Below are 21,262 nucleotides of genomic sequence, written 5' to 3' on the forward strand. Positions count from 1 at the left end.
GCGGCGGCCTCACTGCGCCGGTTGCCGTCCCCGCCGCGGCTTGTCGTCCATGCCCGCCTCGTCGACGTCGGCCGACGTCGAGCGCGAGCGCTTGTATTCCAGTTCTCCCGCTTCCTCGGGCAGCGCGGGACCGGTGTACAGGACCGCCACGTCGGCCAGCGCGCTGACGCGGTCCTCGCCGAAGCCGGACAAGGACGTCAGCCGCAGCCAGCGTGCCGTCACGGTCCGGCCGAAACGCACGGTCTGCGGGTCGAAAGTCGAACCCAACACCGGCCGCGCGACGTCGCGCCAGACCTGCCCGTCGTCGCTCGCCTGGATCAACCATTCGCGCACGTCGCCCTCGTGGTCGCGGTGGTTCTGGCGCGGCATCAGCACCAGGCCGTCGAACGGCACGGGCTGCGCGAAGGCGATCGTCAGCGCCGGCTGCGGCCGCGGTCCAGCGCCCTTCACCACGACAAGGCTGACCGTGTTCGGATCGCCGTCGACGGCGTTCGCGGCGTCCGGCCAGCCGCTGGCGACGGCACCCAGCTTTTTCATCACGCGCGTGTCGAACAGGCGCGCGCGCAGCGCGGCCGGGTCGATGGACGTCGCCGGCTGGAAGCGCGCGCCCGCCATATAGTCCAGCAGCGAGCGGCGCAGCTGGCGCGCGGCCGGGCGCTCGTCGAGCCGGCTCTCCAGGTCGAACGTCGACACGACGAGCCGGCCGCCGCCCACCTTCGCCTCGAACACCGCGCCGAGCCGGTAGTTGCGGTTCCAGTCGTCGATGGGCTGGACGATGGGCCGCAGGCCGGCCGGCAGGCGCTCCAGGTTGAAGGCGCGGGCGCCCGCCACCAGTTCGCTCCACTGCCAGTCCATGTGATCAAGCGTGGGAAAGCCCGCCAGCGCCGGGTGGGCCCGGTCGACCCACAGGCCCAGCATGCGCGACCATCCCGGATTCATCAGGCGGTTCCAGAATACGGGCACGTCGGCGAGCGGCGGCGACGTCCAGTCCAGGTCCGCCTTGCGCGGCAGGTACAGCACGCTGCCGCCCTGCGCCAGGCGCGCCTCGGCGTCACGCCACGCATGCGTCACGAGCACGCCGGCGGGAACGGCCGGGTCGACCTTGTCCGGATACAGCCAGAAGTTCCAGTCGTTCGCAACGGACGTCCCGTCGAGCCCCACGACGAGCTTGTAGTGCGCGGGTGCCGGCAGCCTGGCGAGATCGACCTGCACGCGGCCCAGCGGGATGTTCTTGCCGATCGCGATGTCGCGCACGGCGAAGCGCCCTGCCGCGACGGCCCGTCCGCCGTCGTCCTCGATACGCCACCAGGGCCTGCTGCCTGCCAGCGGCTGCGCGCCGTAATGCGCGATCTCGACCGGGACGTCGAACGTGTCGCGCGTCGTCAGGACCGTGCGCGTGAGCCGGGCCAGCGGCACGGTCGCGCCGTTGAAGCGCCGGAAGGCTTCCGGCGTCGCATATCCCTTCGACTCCCAGAAGGTATCGAGAATGCCCACGAGCGCCGTGCCCTGGCCGAGGTAGTCGTGCAGGTCCAGCAGCTGGTAGCCGCTCATGCCCGGTGTGCGCATCGCCGCCTCGATCTCTTCCTTGTAGCACGCGAGCTGCCAGCGGCCCGACGCGAGCGCGAAGTCGCGGTTGCGATCCAGCACGCCATGGCGGCGGGCCGACTCGCGGAAGATCTCGTAATTCCCGGGCCGCAGATAGCCGGTGAATTTGTCGATGATAGCGAAATCCGGATACGCGACCCATTGCCCCATCTCGTGCGCGACGACGGGTACCTTAATGCCGTCCAGCGACGCCGCGTAGTCGCGCCCGAACCAGCCCGTCTTGTTGCGCAACGGCTTCGGGCCGATGCGCTGCACGGCGAGATAGTCCGTGTCCTGGTCGAGGTCCGGCACGACGGGCTCCGTGTGGCCCGTGCCGTTCGTGTACAGGCGGCGCGGGTCTTCGGCGCGGAAGCGCGCGATCCACTTCGCGAACACCTCCTTCCAGCGGCCGGACGGCTCGTTGCTGGGGCTCAGCAACAGGAACGACGGGTGATTGCCGTAAGCGCGGATCAGGCGTTCCGTCTCGTCATACAACGCCGCCTCGATGGGGGAGCCGGGCTCGAAGCGGTTCCACATGCCGGGCTCCGGCTGCAGGTAGATGCCTGTTTCGTCCGCCGCCTGGAACGCGGCTTCCGGCGGCGTAAACGAGTGGAAGCGGATGTGGTTGATGCCCCACGCCTTGTTGATGGCGAAGATCGTCTTCCAGTACGCGACGTCCGTCGGCGGGTAACCCGTGAGCGGAAAATCGCCGCCGTGGTGCGTCCCGCGCAGGAAGACGGGGCGGCCGTTGACGAGGATGTCGGGGCCATGCGCCGCGATCTGCACGAAGCCGAACGACACCGTGCGCGCGTCGTCCGCACCCGGGCCTTGCAAACTCAGTTTCAGCGACTGCAGGACGGGGTGGAATTCGTCCCACGTCGCCGCATCCTTCGGGTACCGCACGCGCAATTCGGCGCTGCCGCCGTCCGCGGTCCACCGCACCGGCACCTGGCGGCCGTTGGCGGCGAGGGTCCCTGCCCCGGCCTTGCCGCCGTCGTTGCCGACCTTGATCTTCACGACCACGCTGCGGCTGGCCACGTCTGGAAAGACCTGCGCATCGTCGATGTACACGGGCGACGTCGCGCGCAGCCCGGCCTTGCCGACGATGCCGTTCCAGCTCATGCCGAGCGAATCGGAGATGCTGTGCGAGTCCGGCCGGTACGCCATCAACACGCGCGAATCGACGCGCACCGTCACGCGGTGCCTGCCCGGCGCCAGCATGCCCACGTCGTAGTCGTGCGGCGCCACGAGGCTCAGGTTCGAACCGAGCGCGCGGCCGTCGATCCACGCACTGGAACCCCAGCGCGGCCGTTCCAGGTGCAGGACGACGCGCTTGCCGCGCCAGCCACGCGGCACCTCGACGTCGCGCTGGTACCACGCCGCGCCCAGGTAGTGGCGCGGCGGCTGGCTCAGGAACGGCACCTTCACCTGGCCCGGCGTCGTGAACGGTTTGTAGTCCTCGCGCAGGTTCCAGTGTTTGTCGTACAGCGACAGCACCCAGGGCGTCTGCGCCGTGATCTCGTCGCCATGGCCCTGCGCGTTCACGATGCCGGGGATACGGATGCGGTCCGGCAGCGCGCGCGCGTCCCAATGCTCGGCCACGCCGACGTCGTCGCGGTCGAGCGCGAAGCGCCAGTCGCCGGCAAGGTCGATCGTCTCGGCCGCGCCGGCCGAGACGGCCCAGGCCAGCGCGGCGGCGCACGACAGGCTCTTCATGCATCAACCGCCGAAGCGGAAGTCCGCGCCCACCATGATGCGGCGGCCGGCGTAGCTGTAGTCCAGGATGCTCGGGGTGCCGTTCGAGAACGGCACGTAGGAACCCTGGCTGTTGCTGGTCGCGGCATTGCCCAGGTTGCGGCCTTCGATGAAGACGTCGATCTGCGGCGTGATGCGGTATTGGATCTTGGCGTCGACGTAGCGCGTCGCGTCGCGGAAGTTCGGCGAACCCGGGTTGTACGCCGGCGGACGGGTGTTGCCGCTGGCGTTCGGATAGTTGTTCAGGTAATTGCTGCTCGAACCCGCGATGTTGTTGAAGAAGCTGGCCACGCCCTGCACCGCGACGCGCGCCAGCAGGCGGCCGTCGTCGTACCAGAGCGCCCAGTTGTACTGGAACTTCGACTCGCGCAGCGGCGGCAGCGGCGTGCCGGTCAGCAGGTCCACGATGTTCTGCGTCGACGTAACCGAGGCCAGCTTCGTGTAGTTGCCGTCGAAGCCCAGATAGCGCAGGCGCCACGGCAGGAACGTGAACGCGGTCTTGGTGTTGAACTCCCAGCCCTTGCGGGTGGTCGGCACGCCGTTCTCGTAGGTCGGGAACGAGAACGGCAGCTCGGCCAGCGACTTGCCGGTGGTCGGGTCGACCAGGGCCAGGCCGAGCGTACCGTTCTCGGTCTGCACGAGCGACGGGCCGACGATGCCGCGCTGGTTGAAGTAGGACAGCGAGAACATCGTGTCCTTGCTCGGATAGTATTCCGCGCTCCAGTTCTGATTCAGGTTCTTCTGGGCCTGCAGGGCCGGATTGCCGACGGTCTTCGTGCAGGTCTGGGTGCCCTGGACGTCGAGGCGCTCGTCGTAGCGGCACAGGCCCGACGGCAGGAGGTTGGTGACCGGCGGACGGGCCACGGTGCGGGCGCGGTTGTAGCGCACCACGAACTTGTCCGGCACGAGCCACGCGGCGAGGTTGTAGATCGGCAGGAAGTCGTGCGTCGTGGCGTCCACGGCGGTGTTGGTGGACACCGTCACGTCGTTGATGCCGCCGGCCGCGTTCGGGTTGGCCGGATCGAAGGTGGCGGTGCGGGTGATCGACTCGAACTGCATGTTGCCGACACCGTGCACCTTGGTGCGGACGTAGCGGTAGCCCAGATTGCCTTCCAGCGCCCAGTCGAACGGCAGCGAACGCGTGGTGAACGGGATCCGGTCGATATTGAAATCCCCCATCACGTACAGGGCTTCGGAGCGCTCGCTCATCCGCGTCACCGGGGCCTCGTAGATCTTGCCGTCGGTCCCCTTGCAGCTGTCGATGCAATCGAGGTTCGCGTTCGTGATGCCGGCCAGCTTGAACACCTTCTGCACATCGATGTTCGGCCAGTTGGCGACGGCGCCGCCGAACTGCCCGTTGGCGCCGTTGAAGAACCGGGTCTTCGTGATATCCCCGTTGAGCGACTGGGCGACGATGTCCTGGAACTGCTGCGGCGTCACCGTCACGGTGCCCGAGCTCTGGCTGTCCCAGCGGTTGCTCGGCACGTAGCCGTACTGGCACTTGTTGCCGCCGGCGCCCAGCGAACCCGCCGTGTCCTGGCAGCCCACGAGGGTGCTGCGCACGAGGCCCGGGATCGCATAGACGATCGGGTTCGTGCTCACCTGGTAGCCGTTGCCGCCGCGGGTATCGAAGCGGGTATCGCGGAAATTGAAGCCGGTCTTGAAGCGGGTGAAGAACGGGATGGTTTCCGGCACCTGGAACGTGAAGTCCGCCTTGGCCGTGCGCTCCTCGGTGGCGGTCTTCGTCGGCGTATAGGTCAGCTGCGGCTGCGAATACGTCAGCAGCGGCTGCTGGGCCTGCGTATACGCCGGCACGTTGTTGATGTAAGTGGTCCCGCTGGTGACGGCCGCCGCCGCGCCCGGCTGTACGAGGCGCGCGTAATTGGCCGGGTTGTACAGGTCGAAGCTCGACCCCTGCGGGAAGCTGTACGCCCACAGGCCGGTCGGCGTCACCGACAGCTGCGCGGCGCCATAGTACGACGCGAACGACGTGCGGAAAAATTCGGTCGTGTAGTCCGACTTGGCGTCGCCGATCATCCACTCGGCCTTCACCCCGTCGTGATTCCATTCGCCGCCGGTCTGGAAGTACTTGGTGATGATGTCGGACTTCTGGAAGATCTGGTCCACGCCGGCGGCGCCGTCGCTGATGCCGAAGCTGGTCACGTGGTGGCTCGCGTCCACGGTGACCGTCGACGGGTCGACGTTGGCGACGGCGCCCTGCACGGCCGGACCGCCGCTCAGGAAGCTGGCCGTGGTCGGGTACAGATAGTAGCCCGCGCCGTTCGCGCCCGGGGCGACCGCACGCACGCCGTTCGTGTCCGTGAACGTCTTGGCCGTGTTGACGTTCAGGCCGCCCAGGTTCAGGTAGGACGTGTTGTTGTCGGTGTGGCGCTTCGAATAGCTGCCCTTGGCGTACACGGTCAGCTCGCGGTTGACCTTGAAGTCGGCGCGCAGGTCCAGGTCCTGGCGGCGGTCGATCTCGGTCTGGATCTTGTTGCGGATCAGCGAAGGCGTGTAGTCGTTCCACTGGTTCAGGCAGCTGATCAGTTCATTCTGGCGCTCGTTCACCGCGTTGGTACGGTTGGTCGCGCTCAGGTTTTTCAGCGAGGCGTCGGCGGCCGCCAGCTGCGGGAAGGCCGAATAGCATGCCGCCTTGGTCTGGGCGGCGGCCGACTTGGTCAGGATTTCGTACGGCGTGTAGGTGTTGTAGTTGCCGGTGCCGTTCGTGTACGGATAGATGCCCGTGGAACCGGCCACGGGCGCCGCCGGCGTCGTCGACGCCGGATCCGCCATGTTCAGCGTGGCCGGGTTGTACGTGAAGGTCTTGTCCGGCGAGTTGTCGAAGTCGATCAGGCGCGCGTAGCCGGCGGCCGCGCTGGTCGCGACCTGCATCTGGTGCTGCTCGTTGGCGGTCGTCGACTTCGACGCATTCAGGATGACACCCAAGCGGTCGTCGAAGAATTTGCGCGACAGGATGACGTTGGTGTCGGGCTCCCACTTCTTGTTCAGGTTATTCGTGGTGCCGGCGACGCGCACCGACACGAACGGCTCCTTGAAATCCAGGCCGGTGCGGGTCTTGATGATGATGCCGCCGCCCAGCGAGCCCTCGACCATGTCGGCGGTCGAGCCCTTGACCACGTCCACGCTCTTGATCAGGTCCGCCGACAGCTGACGGAATTCGCTGCCGCGGCCGCCGGCGGCGTTATTGGCCGACTGCACGGCCTGGCCGTCGATCTCGACTCGGGTGAGGTCCGGGCCGTTGCCACGCACCGCGACGGTGACGCCCTCGCCGAAGTCGCCGCGGTCCAGCGCGATGCCGGCCATGCGCGAGATCGCCTCGCCGATGTTCCGGTCGGGCAGCGAGCCGACGTCCTCGGCCACGATCGAATCGAGCGCGGTGGCCGCGTTCTTCTTGCGGGCGATCGACGATTGCTGCGACTTGCGGGTCGAGACGACGACGGTCGCGATGCCGCTCGCGATCTCGTTGTTGCCCTGCGGGGCCGCGCTTGCGCCGGTGCCGGCGGCCGGCGCCGGCGCGTTGGTGGCGTCCTGCGGCGCCGGCGTGTCCTGCGCCAGCGCGGCGTGGCCCGCCACCAGCGAGGCGAGCGCCAGCGAGACGGCGTACGCGAGGCGTGTCGGACGGATGACGGTTCGGATGTTCTGCATGGCTGTCTCCTAGGTGGACCGCGGCGAGCGGCCTGTCTTTTTTCGAGGTGACGCCGCCGTTCCGGCGCTGCGGTCGTCGACTCGTCGGCTTGGGAAACAGTGTAGGGTTGCTCACCCGCGCTGTGATATATCACAGGAAAATACTCATCGGCGTGAGCGAAGTGCGTGCGCAATCGACACGGGTTCCGCTCAAATTCGCGATTGCGATGTCGCTTTCGCGCGGATCTGCGGTTCCGGCGCGCCGGCGGTTATCGCGGCGCGTAAGTATGCGCCACCGTGACGTCCGAACGATCACCCCGTGATCGATCCGGACCGACACTCCGCGCGCGCGTCGCTCACGGCCGTTCGTAGAACTCCGCCTCGACGATGGACAGGGTAGCCGTCGACAAGCCCGTCGATCCCGTCGCCGTATTCGCCTGGTCGGCGACTTCCGTCAGCCGCATGCCGCCACCCTCTTGCAAGCCTGGCATCGGCGGCGCCGCCGTCGGCCTGGGCATCCTGCGCGACAACCTCGCGTGGCAGGGTACGCCCGTGATGAACATGGCGGGCGCGGACGTCGCCAACAACAGCCGGAATCGCGCCGGCGTGCCCGTCGCGAGCGCGGACTTCCAGAGCACGTCATTGGACGGCTGGGACGCCCCGCGCCTGCCGGACGGCAGCCTGCCCGCGCTGCCTTAGCTCCCGACGTACCACGTGGCCATCGACACGCACGGCTACGCCGGCCAGTCCGGCCACCTCGACTTCCTGATCCCCGGCCAGGCCGCCAGTCCGGTGCACGCGACGCTGACCGGCTTTTCCGGCATCGACGACGACGACAGCGCGCCGCAGATCGCCCCGGCGACGTGAGCGGATCGACGGCGTCCGGCATCGATCTCGGCAACGGCACGGGCTGGAACGAATCCGGGCAATGGACGCGCCTTGGCGGTCATCTCGCGTTTCTTGTCACCCTTGACGTCGCGTTCGACATCGGTCAAACGCCCGGCGCGGGCAGCACGCTGGAAGTGGCGCTGCTCGACGCCGGCCAGAACCATCCGGGCGCCGGCGGGGACGTGCCGACGTTCGCGGCGCTGCCCGGCATGGAGCCGGTCGTAACGGCGACGGACGCCGTGCGCCTGCCCGAGGGGCCCGCCCCGGCGCCGTGCCTGACGGGCCTCGCGCTGCTCGGGCTGAGCCGCCGCCGTAGGCGCGGTTGAACCGGACGGACTGGCCAACGGCACGGGAACGCTGTTAGCATGGCGGCACGCGGACGCGCCGCGTGTCCGCCTTTCCTTTCCCGTACCAATGTAACCAACGATGACGAAACCATTCAAACGCATCCTGTTCACCGGCGCCGCCGGTAACCTGGGCCGCCGCCTGCGCGAGCGCCTGCACGAATTCGCCGACATCGTGCGCCTGTCCGACGTGGCCGATTTCGGCCCGGCCGCGCAGCACGAGGAAATCGTCCTGTGCGACCTGGGCGACCGCGACGCCGTCATGCGCATGTGCGAAGGCGTCGACGCCATCCTGCACTTCGGCGGCATCTCCACCGAAGAGGAATGGGCGCCGATCATGCAGGCCAACATCCTCGGCATGGTCAATCTGTACGAGGCCGTGCACAAACTCGGCATCCGCCGCGTGGTCTTCGCCAGCACGAACCACACGATGGGCATGTACAAGACGACCGACCTCGTCGACGCCACGATGCCGCCGCGCGCGGACGGCTATTACGGCGTGTCGAAGGTGTTCGGCGAGACGCTGTCGCGCTATTACTGGGACCGTTTCGGCGTGGAGACCGTGTGCATCCGCATCGGCTACTGCTGGCCGGAAGCGACGAACTACCGCCAGATGGTGACGTGGCTCTCCCTCGACGACCTCGTGCAGCTGCTGCACCGCTCCCTCGTCACGCCGCGCGTGGGCCACACGATCGCGTTCGGCATCTCGGACAACGAGGGCCGCTGGTGGGACGACCGCCACGCCGCGTTCCTGCGCTACAAGCCGAAAGACAGCTCGCAGCAATTCGCGCACAAGCTGCCGCAGACGGTGGAATATCCGCCCGCCGACGACATCACGACGTTCTACCAGGGCGGCGTGTTCCTGCACAACGGGCCGAAGTACAAGCCCTGAACGGCCCGTAAAACGCGCTTCGGCACGCCGGATGTCGTCTGACGTCCGACCTGATATGTCATCCCGGCATTGCCGGAAACGACTTCCGGCGAAAGCAGAAACCCGTACCGAGGCCCAGGATTCGGTGAGTCCCCGAAACTCGGGGCCCTCGACGAGTCGACGTCGGCACTTCGGTATGGGTTCCCGCCTTCGCAGGAACGACGGATCATTCGCAATTTTTTTGCAAAGTTGTCAGACAAGCGAGTCCGCCCCGCTATAATCGTGGCCTGGACCCACTGTTTACCACGCCCGCATGAACTCGCCGACCGCCCTGCTGCCCGCCCGCAAGAAATACCGCAACCTCGCCCAGGGCGTGGTGGAAGAACTGAGCGCGCGCATCCGCCGCTCCGAATTCAACCCCGGCGACAAGCTGCCGCCGGAAGCGGCGATCATGGAAGAGTACGGCGTCAGCCGCACGGTGGTGCGCGAGGCGATCTCGCAGCTGCAGGCGAGCGGCCTCGTGCAGACGCGCCACGGCATCGGCACCTTCGTGCTGGAACCGCCCGCGACGACGCTCGGCATCGGCACGGACAGCGTCGTGACCGTGCGCGACGTGCTCGCGATCCTCGAACTGCGCATCAGCATGGAGACCGAGGCCGCCTGGCTGGCGGCGTCGCGCCGCACCGACGAACAGGTGGCGCGCATGGGCGAGGCGCTGAACGAGATGCAGCGCGCGCTGGTGAACGGGCACACGTCCGTGGAGGCCGACGTGCGCTTCCACCAGCTGATCGCGGAAGCGACCGACAACCGCTATTTCGTCGAGCTGCTGGGCCAACTGGGCAGCGCCATCATCCCGCGCGCGCGCCTGAACACGCCGGGCTTCGGCGAGGACAAGCCAGCCGACTACCTGGAACGCGTCAACCGCGAACACGAAGACATCTACAAGGCGATCCTGCGGCGCGATCCGGAAGCGGCGCGCGCCGCCATGCGCACCCATTTGTCGAACAGCCGCGAGAGGCTCCGCGAGGCGCAGCAGCGCCTGCAGGAACGCCCGGCGGGATAAGAACCCGTAGGGTGGGCACGCCGTGCCCACGCGTGACGTGTGCGGCTACGCGGCGTTCCGCGCGGGCGGAGGTCCGCCCACCCTACGGCGGATCAGCGGTATTGCAGGGCGACAGGCCGCACGACGGTCAGCTTCGGGCGCGCGCGTGGCGCCCCGGTGCGCTCCAGCGTGAAGATCCCGACGGCCTGCAGCAGCGCCTGCGCCTGCTTCTTCAGGCTTTCGGCCGCCGCCGCCGCTTCTTCCACGAGCGCCGCGTTCTGCTGCGTGATGCCGTCCATCTGATGCACCGCGGTGCTCACGTCGGCGATGCCGTGGCCCTGCTCGGCGCTGGCGCGCGCGATGTCGGCCAGGATGCCGGACACCTGGCGGATCGCGTCCATGATCTCGTTCATGGTATTGCCGGCCTGGTCGACGAGGCGGCTGCCCGTCTCGACGCTCTGCACGGAATCGCTGATCAGGCCCTTGATTTCCTTGGCGGCGCCCGCGCTGCGCTGGGCCAGGGCGCGCACTTCCGACGCCACCACCGCGAAGCCGCGTCCCTGCTCGCCGGCTCTGGCCGCTTCCACGGCCGCGTTCAACGCGAGGATATTCGTCTGGAAGGCGATGCTGTCGATGACGCCGATGATGTCGCTGATGCGCGCCGAGCCGTCCTTGATCCGCCCCATCGTCGACACCACCTGCGTCATCACGTCCTCGCCCTTGCCCGCCACGGTGGTGGCGCGCGCCGCGAGCTCGTTGGCGCTCTGCGCGTTGGCGGCGTTGCGCTGCACGGTCTGCGTCAACGTCTCCATCGCGCTGGCGCTCTCCTGCAGCGAACCGGCCGCCGCTTCCGTGCGCGCCGACAGATCGGCGTTGCCCGTCGCGATTTCGTCCGTCGCCGTCGCCATGTTTTCCGTGCTCGCGCGGATCTTGGCCAGCATGTCGTGCAGGTTGCCGTTGATGGTGGCGATGGCCGCCATCAGCCGCCCCACTTCGTCGTCGAATTCGACGGCGACCTCGCCGGACAGGTCGCCGCCGGCGATGCGGTCGGCGGCGTCGACCGCCTTGTTCAGGTTGCGCATGATGTAGCGGTACACCATGTACAGCGCGGTCGTCGTCAGCACGAGCGACACGATCATCAGCACGATGGCCGCCGCCATCGCGGTGCGCGTGCCCTGCCCAGCTTCCGCGACGGCCTTGCCCGTGCGCTCGTCCAGCAGGCGCAGGAACTCGTTCAACGGCACCATGATGCGCGCCTTGTTCTGGTGGTAGGCCGCGTCGTGCATGATGGTCCGCGCGAATTCGGGATTCGGTTCGGCCTTGCGCGTGAAGCCGCCGTGGCCGTCGTCGAACAGGCCCTTCACGGCATTCATCGCGACGACTTCCGTCTTGACGAGCGCGTCGGATACATCCTGCGCCTCCTTCAGCTTCGCGAACTCCTGGTCGGAAAAGCCGGCCTGACGCATGAGCTGCTGCAACGGGACCGCCTGCCCGCTGGACGGCGGCACCGGCACGCCGCCGGCGACGAGGTCCCAGTAGATCCGTTCGTAGTGTTCGGGCCGCGGCTTGGTGCCGTTGCGGATGGCGAGAATGCCCATGTACTGCTCTTCGTAGCGCGCGTCGCCCGTGACGACGTAGGTGCGGGCGAGGCGCGTGAGATCGTCGGAACTCTGGCGCAGCTCGTCGGCCAGCAGATAGGAACGGTAGCGGGCGTCGCTCGCGTCCGTCGCGCGGCTTTGCGCAGCCGAGAGGCGCAGCAGCGCCACCAGCATGAGGCCGGCCATGAGCAAGGTCAGGGCCAGCAGGGTGATGAACGTCTGTTTGATCGTAAGATGCCGCATGGTTGTCTCCTCCTCGACATCTACAATCTATCCAAATCTATCCGTCTACAATAGCCGGGATGGCATAAATAATCGGAAAATGTTTTTTACGCGCAACAGTATTTACTTTTCTGAAATTTTCATAAACAGCCCGGGGCGACGGGCGGCCCCGGGCGCTTCCGTCAGAAGCTCATGCGCACGCCGGCCCGGTACGTCCGGCCGATCACGTCGTAGATGGCGGGGTTGATACCGATGCTCAGGTTCGTTTGCGGGACGAGCACTGGCCCGCGGTCGGCCAGGTTGTCGATCTTAAAGTACAGCATCGAGTCCTTGGCGAAGTTGTACGTCGCGCCGAAGTCGACGTAGGTGGCGCCCGCCAGATGGTTGTCGTAGATGGTCGGATGCGCGGCCGTCGGCAGCGGGCAGTTGGTCTGGCATTCGATGAATTCGTTGCTGAACACACCGGCGCTGACCCAGCGCTCCGTCAGGCTGACGCCCAGCTTGCCGTTCTCCCACGACTCGGTCACGAGCGCTTTCCACTTGGGCGTACTGCCCGCCATATTGCCCGCGCCTTCGCTCGGCGTGGTGCCGGGCACGCCGGGGTCGGACACGGCGTGGATCGTCCGCGTGGCCATGCCGCGCAGCGTGAACGCACCCGGCAGCCCGTAGCCGCGCAGGTTCGTGCGGTACGCCGTCTCGATGTCGACGCCCTTCGTGTGCAGCGACGCGAAATTGAAGCTCTGGGCCAGCACGTAGTTCGTGCCGGCCGGACCGTTGATCGACACCGCGCCGCACACGTTCTGGTAGCCGGCGTAGCACAGGTCCACTTCCTGCTGGGGCCCGAGCGAGTTGATCACGTTTTTGACCTTGATGTCGTAATAGTCGACGGACAGGTTGAAGCCGCGCGCCCAGCCGGGCTGGCTCAGCACGATGCCGAACGAATTGTTGCGGGCGACTTCCGGCTTCAGTTCAGGATTGCCGACATTGCGCTGCTGGATCTGCACCGAGGAGCCCTGAGAATTGTTCACGGCCTGGTTGGTCACCGTCATGGCCGCGTACAGCTCGGACAGGTTCGGCGCGCGCACGTCCTTCGAACTGACGGCGCGCAGGCGCAGGCCGTCGACCGGCGTCTTCCACGTCGCGCCGATCTTCCAGGCATTGGCATTGCCCGCCGTGCTGTATTTTTCCTGGCGGTCGGCGATGTTCAGGTTGGCCTCGCCCAAGGCCGCCGATTTGAGGAACGGGATATTGAATTCGACGTAGGCTTCCTTCACGTTGAACGCGCCGCGGCCGTTGTGGTAGTTCCCGGCGAACCAGTTGTCGCCGCCCGTCGACAGGGTCGTGTCGAGCGGATAGTCCGGCCCGTAGCGCGACTGCAGGTCCACGCCGGCGCCGTACGGGTCGCCGTGCACCGAGTAGTCTTCGCGGCGCCACTCGGCACCGGCCGCCATCGAGACCGGACCCGCCCAGCCTTCCATGACGTCGCCGTGCACGTTCGCGCTGACCACGTTCTGGCTCGAATCGGTGTGCTGCATCGGACTGTTTTGCGGCGCGATGTACGACCACCCCGCCATATTGATCGGCACGTCGCCGAAGATGTCGATCGGCTGGCAGCCGTTGGCGCGCGCGGCGGCGTCGCGGCAGACGATGTTGCCGCTCGCGTCGCGGACCGCATCGATCGCATAGTTGTAGCGGCGGTTCAGCGTGATGTCCCGCACGTGGATCACGGTCGTGTTCTCGCCATGCTCCGCGTACGCATCGTACGACCAGTCCTTGCCGAACAGCGCGAAGCGGCCGTCGGCGCCGACGACGGCACGGCGCTGGGTGCGCGTCGGATGCACGGTGATATTGGCCGGGAATTCCGCGTTCGCGGTGCCGACCTGCATCACGCCGCTCGGATAACCGGACGCGCAGCCCGCGGCGATGGATGCCGGCAGATACGCGTTGTCGCACTTGATGCCGAGGTTGCCCTGCTTGGCCGCGCCCGGGTTCGGCGAGAACACGGACGTCACCTGCGCCCAGTTGCCGGTGACGTAGATCTCGTTGTCCGCGTCGAGATCCCACGACACGCGCGTGTAGGCGACCTGGCGCTTGAAGTTCATCGCGAGGTTCGTACCCGCGCCCACGCTGCCGGACAGGTCGCCGCCCACGCAGAAATTGCCGACGCAATTCGTCCCGTACTGGTACGGATGCGGCGTGCCGCCCGGGCCGAACGCCGTGCCTTTGAGCGGGCCGTCCGTGATCAGGCCGTATTTCGCATACTGGATGTGCTGCGCGTGCAGGATGCTTTTATAACGCGGCGCGCCCGCGGCCTGCATCGCCTTCGTCGATTCCTGCAAGGCCGGATTCTTGTACCAGCTGCGGCCGTTCGCGCCCACTTCGCCGAAGCCCGGCGAATCGATGCCGTTCTCCTTCGTGAACTCGCCGCTCACTTCGACGTGCAGCCGGTCGTCCGCGAAGCCGCGGCCCCATGCCGCCTGCAGCGTGCCGTTCTTGTCGTCGTGGTAGCGCGTCATGCCGCCTTCGGCATTGAACTTGAACCCGTTGAACTTCTTGTCGGTGATGAAGTTGACGACGCCGCCCACCGCGTCCGAGCCATACGACGCCGACGCGCCGCCCGTCACGACGTCCACGCGCTTGACGAGCAGTTGCGGGAACTGGCTCACGTCCGTGACGCCGGTGACGTTGGCGCCGACGACGCGCTGGCCGTCCAGCAGGGTCAGCGTGCGGATCGTGCCGAGGCCGCGCAGCGACAGCGACGACAAGCCCTGGACGCCGCTCGACGTACTGTACGTGAACGTCGTGCGGCCCGTGCTGCCTTGCAGGGCAGGCAGTTCGGTGAGCGTCTCGAACAGGTTGGGCTTGGCGGCCTTGGCCAGGTCTTCCGCCGTCAGCGTCGTCGTCGGCGTCGGCTGGCTGAAGCCGCGCGCGGCGATGCGCGAGCCGGATACGACGACGGTGCTCACGCCGTCCGGCGCGGCCGCGGGGGGTGCCTGGGTCTCCTGCGCATGACCCGTGATGGCGGGAACGCCGCAGGCGCTTGCAACGGCAAGGTGAATCAAGGTTTTGCGAAACTGCGTTGGCATACTGTCTCCGTTTTTTATTGTGTCGGTGTGGTTCGCGTGCGAACCGCGATGCCCGGACCGGTGTTTGCCAGTGCATCCGGTTCGCTGCCTCTGCTGCTGTTTCTTTGCTATGCTATGTTAGTGATACCGCTACCTGTTACCGCTACCATTGCATGATTTGAATTGGAACCGATCTGTAAATATCCGTCCAATAAATTTTATTCATCGAGTGATACCAGGATCGATATCACAAGCGATGTCTTCCGCGCCGGGCGAATTTTCCACTTGCCCTTTTGGCGACGCACTTGTACGATGACTGACAATTGTAGAGAGATTATCTCGTCGAACCGCCCCCCATCATTGGAGCTTCCATGAACCCGCAAGAACTCAAACAGGTCATTTCGTCCGGCCTGCTGTCCTTCCCCATCACCGACTTCGACGCCGAAGGCAACTTCCGTCCCAGCACCTATATCGAACGCCTGGAATGGCTCGCCCCGTACGGCGCCACCGCCCTGTTCGCGGCCGGCGGCACGGGCGAATTCTTCTCGCTGACGCACGACGACTATTCGCAAGTGATCAAAACTGCGGTCGACACCTGCGCCGGCAAGGTGCCCATCCTCGCAGGCGCCGGCGGCCCGACCCGCAGCGCCATCGCGTTCGCCCAGGAAGCCGAACGCCTCGGCGCCAAGGGCGTGCTGCTGCTGCCGCACTACCTGACGGAAGCGAGCCAGGACGGCCTCGTCGCCCACGTGGAACAAGTCTGCAAATCGGTGAATATCGGCGTCGTCGTGTACAACCGCGCGCAATGCCGCCTGACGCCGGATTCGCTGGAGAAGCTGGCCGACCGCTGCCCCAACCTGATCGGCTTCAAGGACGGCATCGGCGACATCGAACTGATGGTGTCGATCTGGCGCCGCATGGGCGACCGCTTCAGTTACCTGGGCGGCCTGCCGACGGCGGAAGTCTATGCCGCCGCGTATAAAGCGCTGGGCGTGCCCGTGTATTCGTCGGCCGTGTTCAACTTCATGCCGCAACTGGCGATGGATTTTTATCACGCGATCGCGAAAGACGACCACGCGACGACGAACCGGCTGCTGGACGAATTCTTCCTGCCCTACCTCGCGATCCGCAACCGCAAGGCCGGCTACGCCGTGTCGATCGTCAAGGCCGGCGCCCGCCTCGTGGGCCACGACGGCGGCCCGGTGCGCGCGCCGCTGACCGACCTGACGGCCGAGGAGTGCGACATGCTGCACAAACTGATCGTCGCGCAAGGCGCGCAATAACCAGCGGTATCGGAGACCACCACATGACCATCCAAGGTGAAATGATCATCGGCCGCCGCACCGTGCGCGGCGCCGCCGGCACGACGCGTGCCTTCAACCCGGCGACCCGCAGCAATATGGAGCCGGAATTCGGCCTCGCGACCGAGCAGGACGTCGCGGCCGCGTGCGAGCTCGCCGAACAGGCGTTCGACGCCTACCGCGCCACGTCGCTCGAGCAGCGCGCGCGCTTCCTGGAAACCATCGCCGACCGCATCATGGACATCGGCCCGCTGCTCATCGAGCGCGCCTGCGCCGAGTCGGGCCTGCCCACGGCCCGCCTGGAAGGCGAGCGCGGACGCACCTGCAACCAGCTGCGCCTGTTCGCCAAGGTCGTGCGCGACGGGTACTTCCTCGACGCGACACTGGATTCGGCCCTGCCGCAGCGCACCCCGCCCCGTTCCGACCTGCGCATGCGCAAGATCCCGCTGGGCCCCGTCGCCGTGTTCGGCGCATCGAACTTCCCGCTCGCGTTCTCCGTGGCCGGCGGCGACACCGCGTCCGCGCTGGCGGCCGGCTGCCCCGTCGTGGTGAAGGCGCACAGCGCCCACCTGGGCACGTCGGAACTGGTCGGCAAGGCCGTGCGCCAGGCGGCCGCAGATTGCGACATGCCGGACGGCGTGTTCTCGATGCTGATCGGCGAAGGCCGCGTGGCCGGCCAGGCGCTGGCCGCGCATCCCGCCATCAAGGCCGTCGGTTTCACCGGTTCGCGCCAGGGCGGCCTCGCCCTCGTGCGCACGGCGAACGCGCGCCACGAACCGATCCCGGTCTACGCCGAAATGAGCAGCATCAATCCGGTGTTCCTGCTGCCGGGCGCCCTCGCCGCGGGCGGCGCGAAGCTGGCCAGCGCCTTCGTCGATTCGCTGACGCTGGGCGTCGGCCAGTTCTGCACCAATCCCGGCCTCGTCATCGGCCTGGCCGGCAAAGAACTGGACGCGTTCCGCGCCTCCGCCGCCGAAGCACTGGCGGCCAAGGGCGCGGGCACGATGCTCACGGCCGGCATCCACCAGGCTTACGTCGACGCCGTCGGCCGCCGCGCCGGCATCGACGGCGTGGAACTGGTCGCACAGGGCAGCGCGGAAGGCACCGGCTGCGCCGCGCAGGCCGCGCTGTACGCCACCGACGCCGCCACGTACATGGCCAGCCCGGCGCTGGACGAGGAGATCTTCGGCCCGGCATCGCTGCTGATCGCCTGCCGCGACGAGGCGGAGATGCAGGCCGTCGCGCGCCACCTGGAAGGCCAGCTGACGGCCACCGTGCACGCGACCTCGCTTGATCGGGACCTGGCCGCCGGCCTGCTGCCGACGCTGGAGCGCAAGGCGGGCCGCGTGCTGTTCAACGGCTTCCCGACCGGTGTCGAAGTGTCGCACGCGATGGTGCACGGCGGCCCGTTCCCGGCCACGTCGGACAGCCGTTCGACGTCCGTCGGCGCCACCGCCATCGACCGCTTCCTGCGTCCGGTGTGCTACCAGGACGTGCCGGCCGACCTCTTGCCGGCCGAGCTGCGCGACGACAATCCGCTACGCCTCGCGCGCATGGTGGACGGCGCCCTGCTGAGCGCGAAATAATCAATTTGTAGACATTTAGCAGCATCGGGTGGCTGGTACCATGTGCCGGTCGCCCGCCGCAGCCGCCCACGCGGCGGCTGCGGCAACGGCCGGGGGAGACACCGGCCGCGCACAAGTCGGCACAACCAAATACAAGGCCTGACCATGACTCACAATCGCACGAGCGACGCCGCGGCTCACGCCGGCGGCAACTTCCGGTGGACCATCTGCGCCCTGCTGTTCTTCGCCACCACCGTCAACTACCTCGACCGCCAGGTGCTGAGCCTTCTCGCACCGTCACTGTCGAAGGAGTTCGGCTGGTCGAACACGGACTATGCCAACATCGCCGCCGCCTTCCAGTTCATGTATGCCATCGCCCTGCTGTTCGCGGGCCGCATCGTCGACCGCCTCGGCACCAAGACCGCGTACACGCTCGCCATCGTCATCTGGTCCGGCGGCGCCATCGCCCACGCGTACTCGATCGAACTGGGCGCCGGCGTCAAGGCCATGCTGGGCCTCGCCGTGCCGGCCTCCGTCGTCGGCTTCATCGTCGCGCGCACGATCCTGGCGATCGGCGAAGCGGGCAACTTCCCCGCCGCGATCCGCGCGACCGCCGAATACTTTCCCAAGTCCGAGCGCTCGTTCGCGACCGGCATCTTCAATTCCGGCGCCAACATCGGCGCGATCCTGGCCCCGCTGACCGTGCCCGTGCTGGCCGCGATCTGGGGCTGGCAGGCGGCGTTCATCTGGATCGGCGCCATCGGCTTCTTGTGGGTCGTGTTCTGGGCCTTCCTGTTCGACGAACCGGCACGCCAGCGGCGCCTGTCGCAGGCCGAACTCTCGTACATCCGCAGCGACGACCTGGGCGCCGCGCCGGTGGCCTTCACCGGCCCCGCGCCCGGCTGGCGCACCCTGCTCGGCCTGCGCCAGACGTGGGCGTTCGTCGTCGGCAAATTCCTGACCGACGGCGTATGGTGGTTCTTCCTCTTCTGGCTGCCCAAATACCTGACCGACAAATACGGCATGGCGACCTCGAGCCTCGTGTTGCCGCTGGCCGTCCTGTACAGCATGACCATGGTCGGCAGCATCGGCGGCGGCGCGCTGCCGTCGCGCTTCATGCGCCACGGCCACGCGCCATACGACAGCCGCATGAAGGCCATGCTGCTGATCGCGTTCTTCCCGCTCGTCGTGCTGCTGGCGCAGCCGCTGGGCCACCTCGGCTACTGGGTGCCCGTGATCCTGATCGGCATCGGCGCCTCCGCGCACCAGGCGTGGTCGGCCAACCTGCTGACGATCACGTCCGACCTGTTCCCCCGTCATTGCGTCGCGTCCGTCGTCGGCATCGGCGGCCTGGCCGGCGGCATCGGCGGCGTGCTCGTCACGAAGGTGGGCGGCAGGCTGTTCGACTATTACGGGGCCCAAGGCCAGATCCAGACCGGCTATATGATCATGTTCGCGTTCTGCGCGCTGGCATACCTGCTGGCCTGGGCCATCATGAAGACGCTCGTGCCGGCGCAAGCGACGGCCCGGCTGCCGGAGGAGCTGGCGCATGCTTGAGGCCGTCGTCGAACACGTCCGCGGCGTGCGCTGCGCCGTGGGCGAGAGCCCCGTGTGGCACGCGCTCGAACAGGCCTGGTACTGGGTCGACATCCCCGCGCGCCGCATCTGGCGCCTGGATCACGCGACCGGCGCGACGCGCCACTGGACGGCGGCCGAGATGGTGGCCTGTATCGCGCCGCGCGCCCAGGGCGGCCTGATCGCCGGCATGGAGACGGGCATCTTCGCCGTCGACCTGCAGGATGACGGCACCGTGCGCGCCAAGCGGCTGGCCGCGCCGCCCGAACTGGCGCCCGGCATGCGCTTCAACGACGGCCGTACCGACCGCCAGGGCCGCTTCTGGAGCGGCACGATGTGGATGGACATGGCCGCGGCGCTGCCCATCGGGCGCCTGTACCGCTACGACACGGACGGCCTGTCGGCGCCGCTCGTTTCCGGCCTCGTCACGCAAAACGGCCTCGCGTGGTCGCCGGACGGGCGCACGATGTACCTGTCCGACTCGCATCCGACGCGCCGGCGCGTGTGGGCGTTCGATTACGACGTCGACGCGGGCGTGCCGCACGACCGGCGCCTGTTCGTCGACATGGCCGCGTACGCGGGCCGGCCGGATGGCGCGGCGATGGACAGCGACGGTTGCTACTGGGTCGCCGGGAACGACGGTTCCAGCCTGCTGCGGTTCACGCCGGACGGGAAGCCGGACCGGGAGCTGGCGCTGCCTGTCGCGAAGCCGTCCATGCCGTGCTTCGGGGGGGCGGAGCTGGATACCTTGCTCGTGACGTCGATCGTGCAGCCGGGGCGCGAGGACGACGCGCTGGCGGGGGCGGTGTTGCTGGTGCGGCCGGGGGCGCGTGGGGTCGCCGAGGTGGCGTTTGCCGGCTGATCATACGGTGGTTGAACGCGTGGACGGCAGCGCCGTCCACCCTACACGCGACGGCACATGTCGGTTAGTTGCATAATGATGCAAGACGGCCTGTCCGGCAACGCGGCCCGCGCCGATGCGGTATCGTGTCGCCGATGAACGACCACATCCATTTCTACGAACCGCGCGCCGGCCACGGCCTGCCGCACGATCCCTTCAATGCCATCGTCGGCCCCCGCCCCATCGGCTGGATCTCGTCGCGCAGCCGCGCCGGCATCCTCAACCTGGCGCCGTACAGCTTCTTCAACGCGTTCAACTACACGCCGCCGATCGTCGGTTTCGCCAGCATCGGCTACAAGGACACCGTCCGCAACGTCGAGGAAACGGGCGCGTTCTGCTGGAACCTGGCCACGCGCGCCCTCGCCGACCGCATGAACGCCACGTGCGCGGCCGTGCCGCCCGACGTCGACGAGTTCGCGCTGGCCGGCCTCACGCCCGCCGCGTCGCGCCTCGTCGACGTGCCGCGCGTGGCCGAGGCGCCGGTCTCGTTCGAATGCCGGCTCACCCAGGTCGTGCGCCTGCACGGCGCGGACGGGCAGCCGGCGCCGAGCTGGCTCGTGCTGGGCGAAGTCGTCGGCGTGCACATCGCCCGGGCCATGCTCAGGGACGGCGTCTACGACACGGCGCGCGCGGGCCACATCCTGCGCGGCGGCGGGCCGGCCGACTATTTCGAGGTCGGGCCGGACCAGCTCTTCCGCATGTTCAGGCCGCAGTGATATACCGAATATCTGGCGAGCTAAGCAACAACCGCCGCGATCACGTATGATCGCGTATCGCCGTCGACGACGGTGCCCCCGTTCGCGCCAGCGCCAGAAGCGCGCGCAGTGCCCCGGCCATCCACACCGCGCGGGCCGGATTCGGAATGCGGCGCACGTCCCGGCACACGTCCCCCGCGCGGTCCCTGCC

14 protein-coding genes are annotated in these 21,262 nt (G+C 67.7%); 10 read left to right on the plus strand and 4 right to left on the minus strand.

Annotated elements, in window-relative coordinates:
* Positions 1-9: 9 nt before the first annotated feature.
* On the minus strand, positions 10-3,300 hold the full coding sequence (locus tag BVG12_RS06270) for a DUF8487 domain-containing protein (RefSeq protein WP_075791674.1): 3,291 nt from the start codon (positions 3,298-3,300) through the stop codon (positions 10-12).
* 3 nt (positions 3,301-3,303) lie between these two features.
* Positions 3,304-7,005, minus strand: a complete 3,702-nt coding sequence (locus BVG12_RS06275) for a TonB-dependent receptor (protein ID WP_229503823.1) — start codon at positions 7,003-7,005, stop codon at positions 3,304-3,306.
* A 441-nt stretch (positions 7,006-7,446) separates the two neighbouring features.
* On the opposite strand from BVG12_RS06275, the gene BVG12_RS06280 reads away from it, so the two are divergent.
* The 5 genes from BVG12_RS06280 to BVG12_RS06295 all read left to right on the plus strand — a co-directional run bounded on the left by BVG12_RS06280 (position 7,447) and on the right by BVG12_RS06295 (position 10,150).
* Entirely contained in the window at positions 7,447-7,683 is a 237-nt protein-coding gene (locus BVG12_RS06280) for a hypothetical protein (protein WP_156895559.1), read from the plus strand.
* Between the two features lie 15 nt (positions 7,684-7,698).
* Positions 7,699-7,851: a hypothetical protein gene (locus BVG12_RS33870; RefSeq protein WP_156895560.1), complete on the plus strand. Its 153-nt coding sequence runs from the start codon at positions 7,699-7,701 to the stop codon at positions 7,849-7,851.
* Positions 7,848-8,198 (plus strand): hypothetical protein, encoded by a 351-nt coding sequence (locus BVG12_RS06285; RefSeq protein ID WP_075791676.1) that lies wholly within the window; start codon positions 7,848-7,850, stop codon positions 8,196-8,198. The genes BVG12_RS33870 and BVG12_RS06285 overlap by 4 nt, the downstream gene beginning before the upstream one ends.
* A 100-nt stretch (positions 8,199-8,298) precedes the next feature.
* On the plus strand, positions 8,299-9,108 hold the full coding sequence (locus tag BVG12_RS06290) for an NAD-dependent epimerase/dehydratase family protein (protein ID WP_075791677.1): 810 nt from the start codon (positions 8,299-8,301) through the stop codon (positions 9,106-9,108).
* Positions 9,109-9,400: 292 nt separating this feature from the next.
* A complete protein-coding gene (locus BVG12_RS06295; protein WP_075791678.1) occupies positions 9,401-10,150 on the plus strand; it encodes a FadR/GntR family transcriptional regulator in 750 nt (249 codons plus the stop codon).
* Between the two features lie 92 nt (positions 10,151-10,242).
* On the opposite strand, the gene BVG12_RS06300 is transcribed toward BVG12_RS06295, so the two are convergent.
* Complete coding sequence (locus tag BVG12_RS06300) at positions 10,243-11,970, minus strand: methyl-accepting chemotaxis protein (protein ID WP_075791679.1); 1,728 nt, start codon at positions 11,968-11,970, stop codon at positions 10,243-10,245.
* Between the two features lie 161 nt (positions 11,971-12,131).
* Positions 12,132-15,035: a TonB-dependent receptor plug domain-containing protein gene (locus BVG12_RS06305; protein WP_075791680.1), complete on the minus strand. Its 2,904-nt coding sequence runs from the start codon at positions 15,033-15,035 to the stop codon at positions 12,132-12,134.
* 350 nt (positions 15,036-15,385) lie between these two features.
* Here BVG12_RS06305 and kdgD point away from each other — a divergent pair, with 350 nt between their 5' ends.
* The 5 genes from kdgD (at position 15,386) to BVG12_RS06330 (ending at position 21,072) form a co-directional block, all read left to right on the plus strand.
* The gene (gene kdgD, locus BVG12_RS06310; RefSeq protein ID WP_075791681.1) at positions 15,386-16,297 is read left to right on the plus strand and encodes a 5-dehydro-4-deoxyglucarate dehydratase; all 912 of its coding nucleotides are present in this window, start codon (positions 15,386-15,388) and stop codon (positions 16,295-16,297) included.
* A 23-nt stretch (positions 16,298-16,320) separates the two neighbouring features.
* A complete protein-coding gene (locus BVG12_RS06315) occupies positions 16,321-17,901 on the plus strand; it encodes an aldehyde dehydrogenase (NADP(+)) (RefSeq protein ID WP_075791682.1) in 1,581 nt (526 codons plus the stop codon).
* 144 nt (positions 17,902-18,045) lie between these two features.
* Entirely contained in the window at positions 18,046-19,437 is a 1,392-nt protein-coding gene (locus BVG12_RS06320; RefSeq protein WP_075791683.1) for an MFS transporter, read from the plus strand.
* The gene (locus BVG12_RS06325) at positions 19,430-20,317 is read left to right on the plus strand and encodes an SMP-30/gluconolactonase/LRE family protein (protein ID WP_075791684.1); all 888 of its coding nucleotides are present in this window, start codon (positions 19,430-19,432) and stop codon (positions 20,315-20,317) included. Before BVG12_RS06320 ends, BVG12_RS06325 begins: the two co-directional genes overlap by 8 nt.
* A 134-nt stretch (positions 20,318-20,451) precedes the next feature.
* On the plus strand, positions 20,452-21,072 hold the full coding sequence (locus BVG12_RS06330) for a flavin reductase family protein (RefSeq protein WP_179966253.1): 621 nt from the start codon (positions 20,452-20,454) through the stop codon (positions 21,070-21,072).
* Positions 21,073-21,262 lie beyond the last annotated feature (190 nt).

Origin of the sequence: Massilia putida, assembly GCF_001941825.1 — a bacterium.
GTDB classification, from domain to species: domain Bacteria; phylum Pseudomonadota; class Gammaproteobacteria; order Burkholderiales; family Burkholderiaceae_D; genus Telluria; species Telluria putida.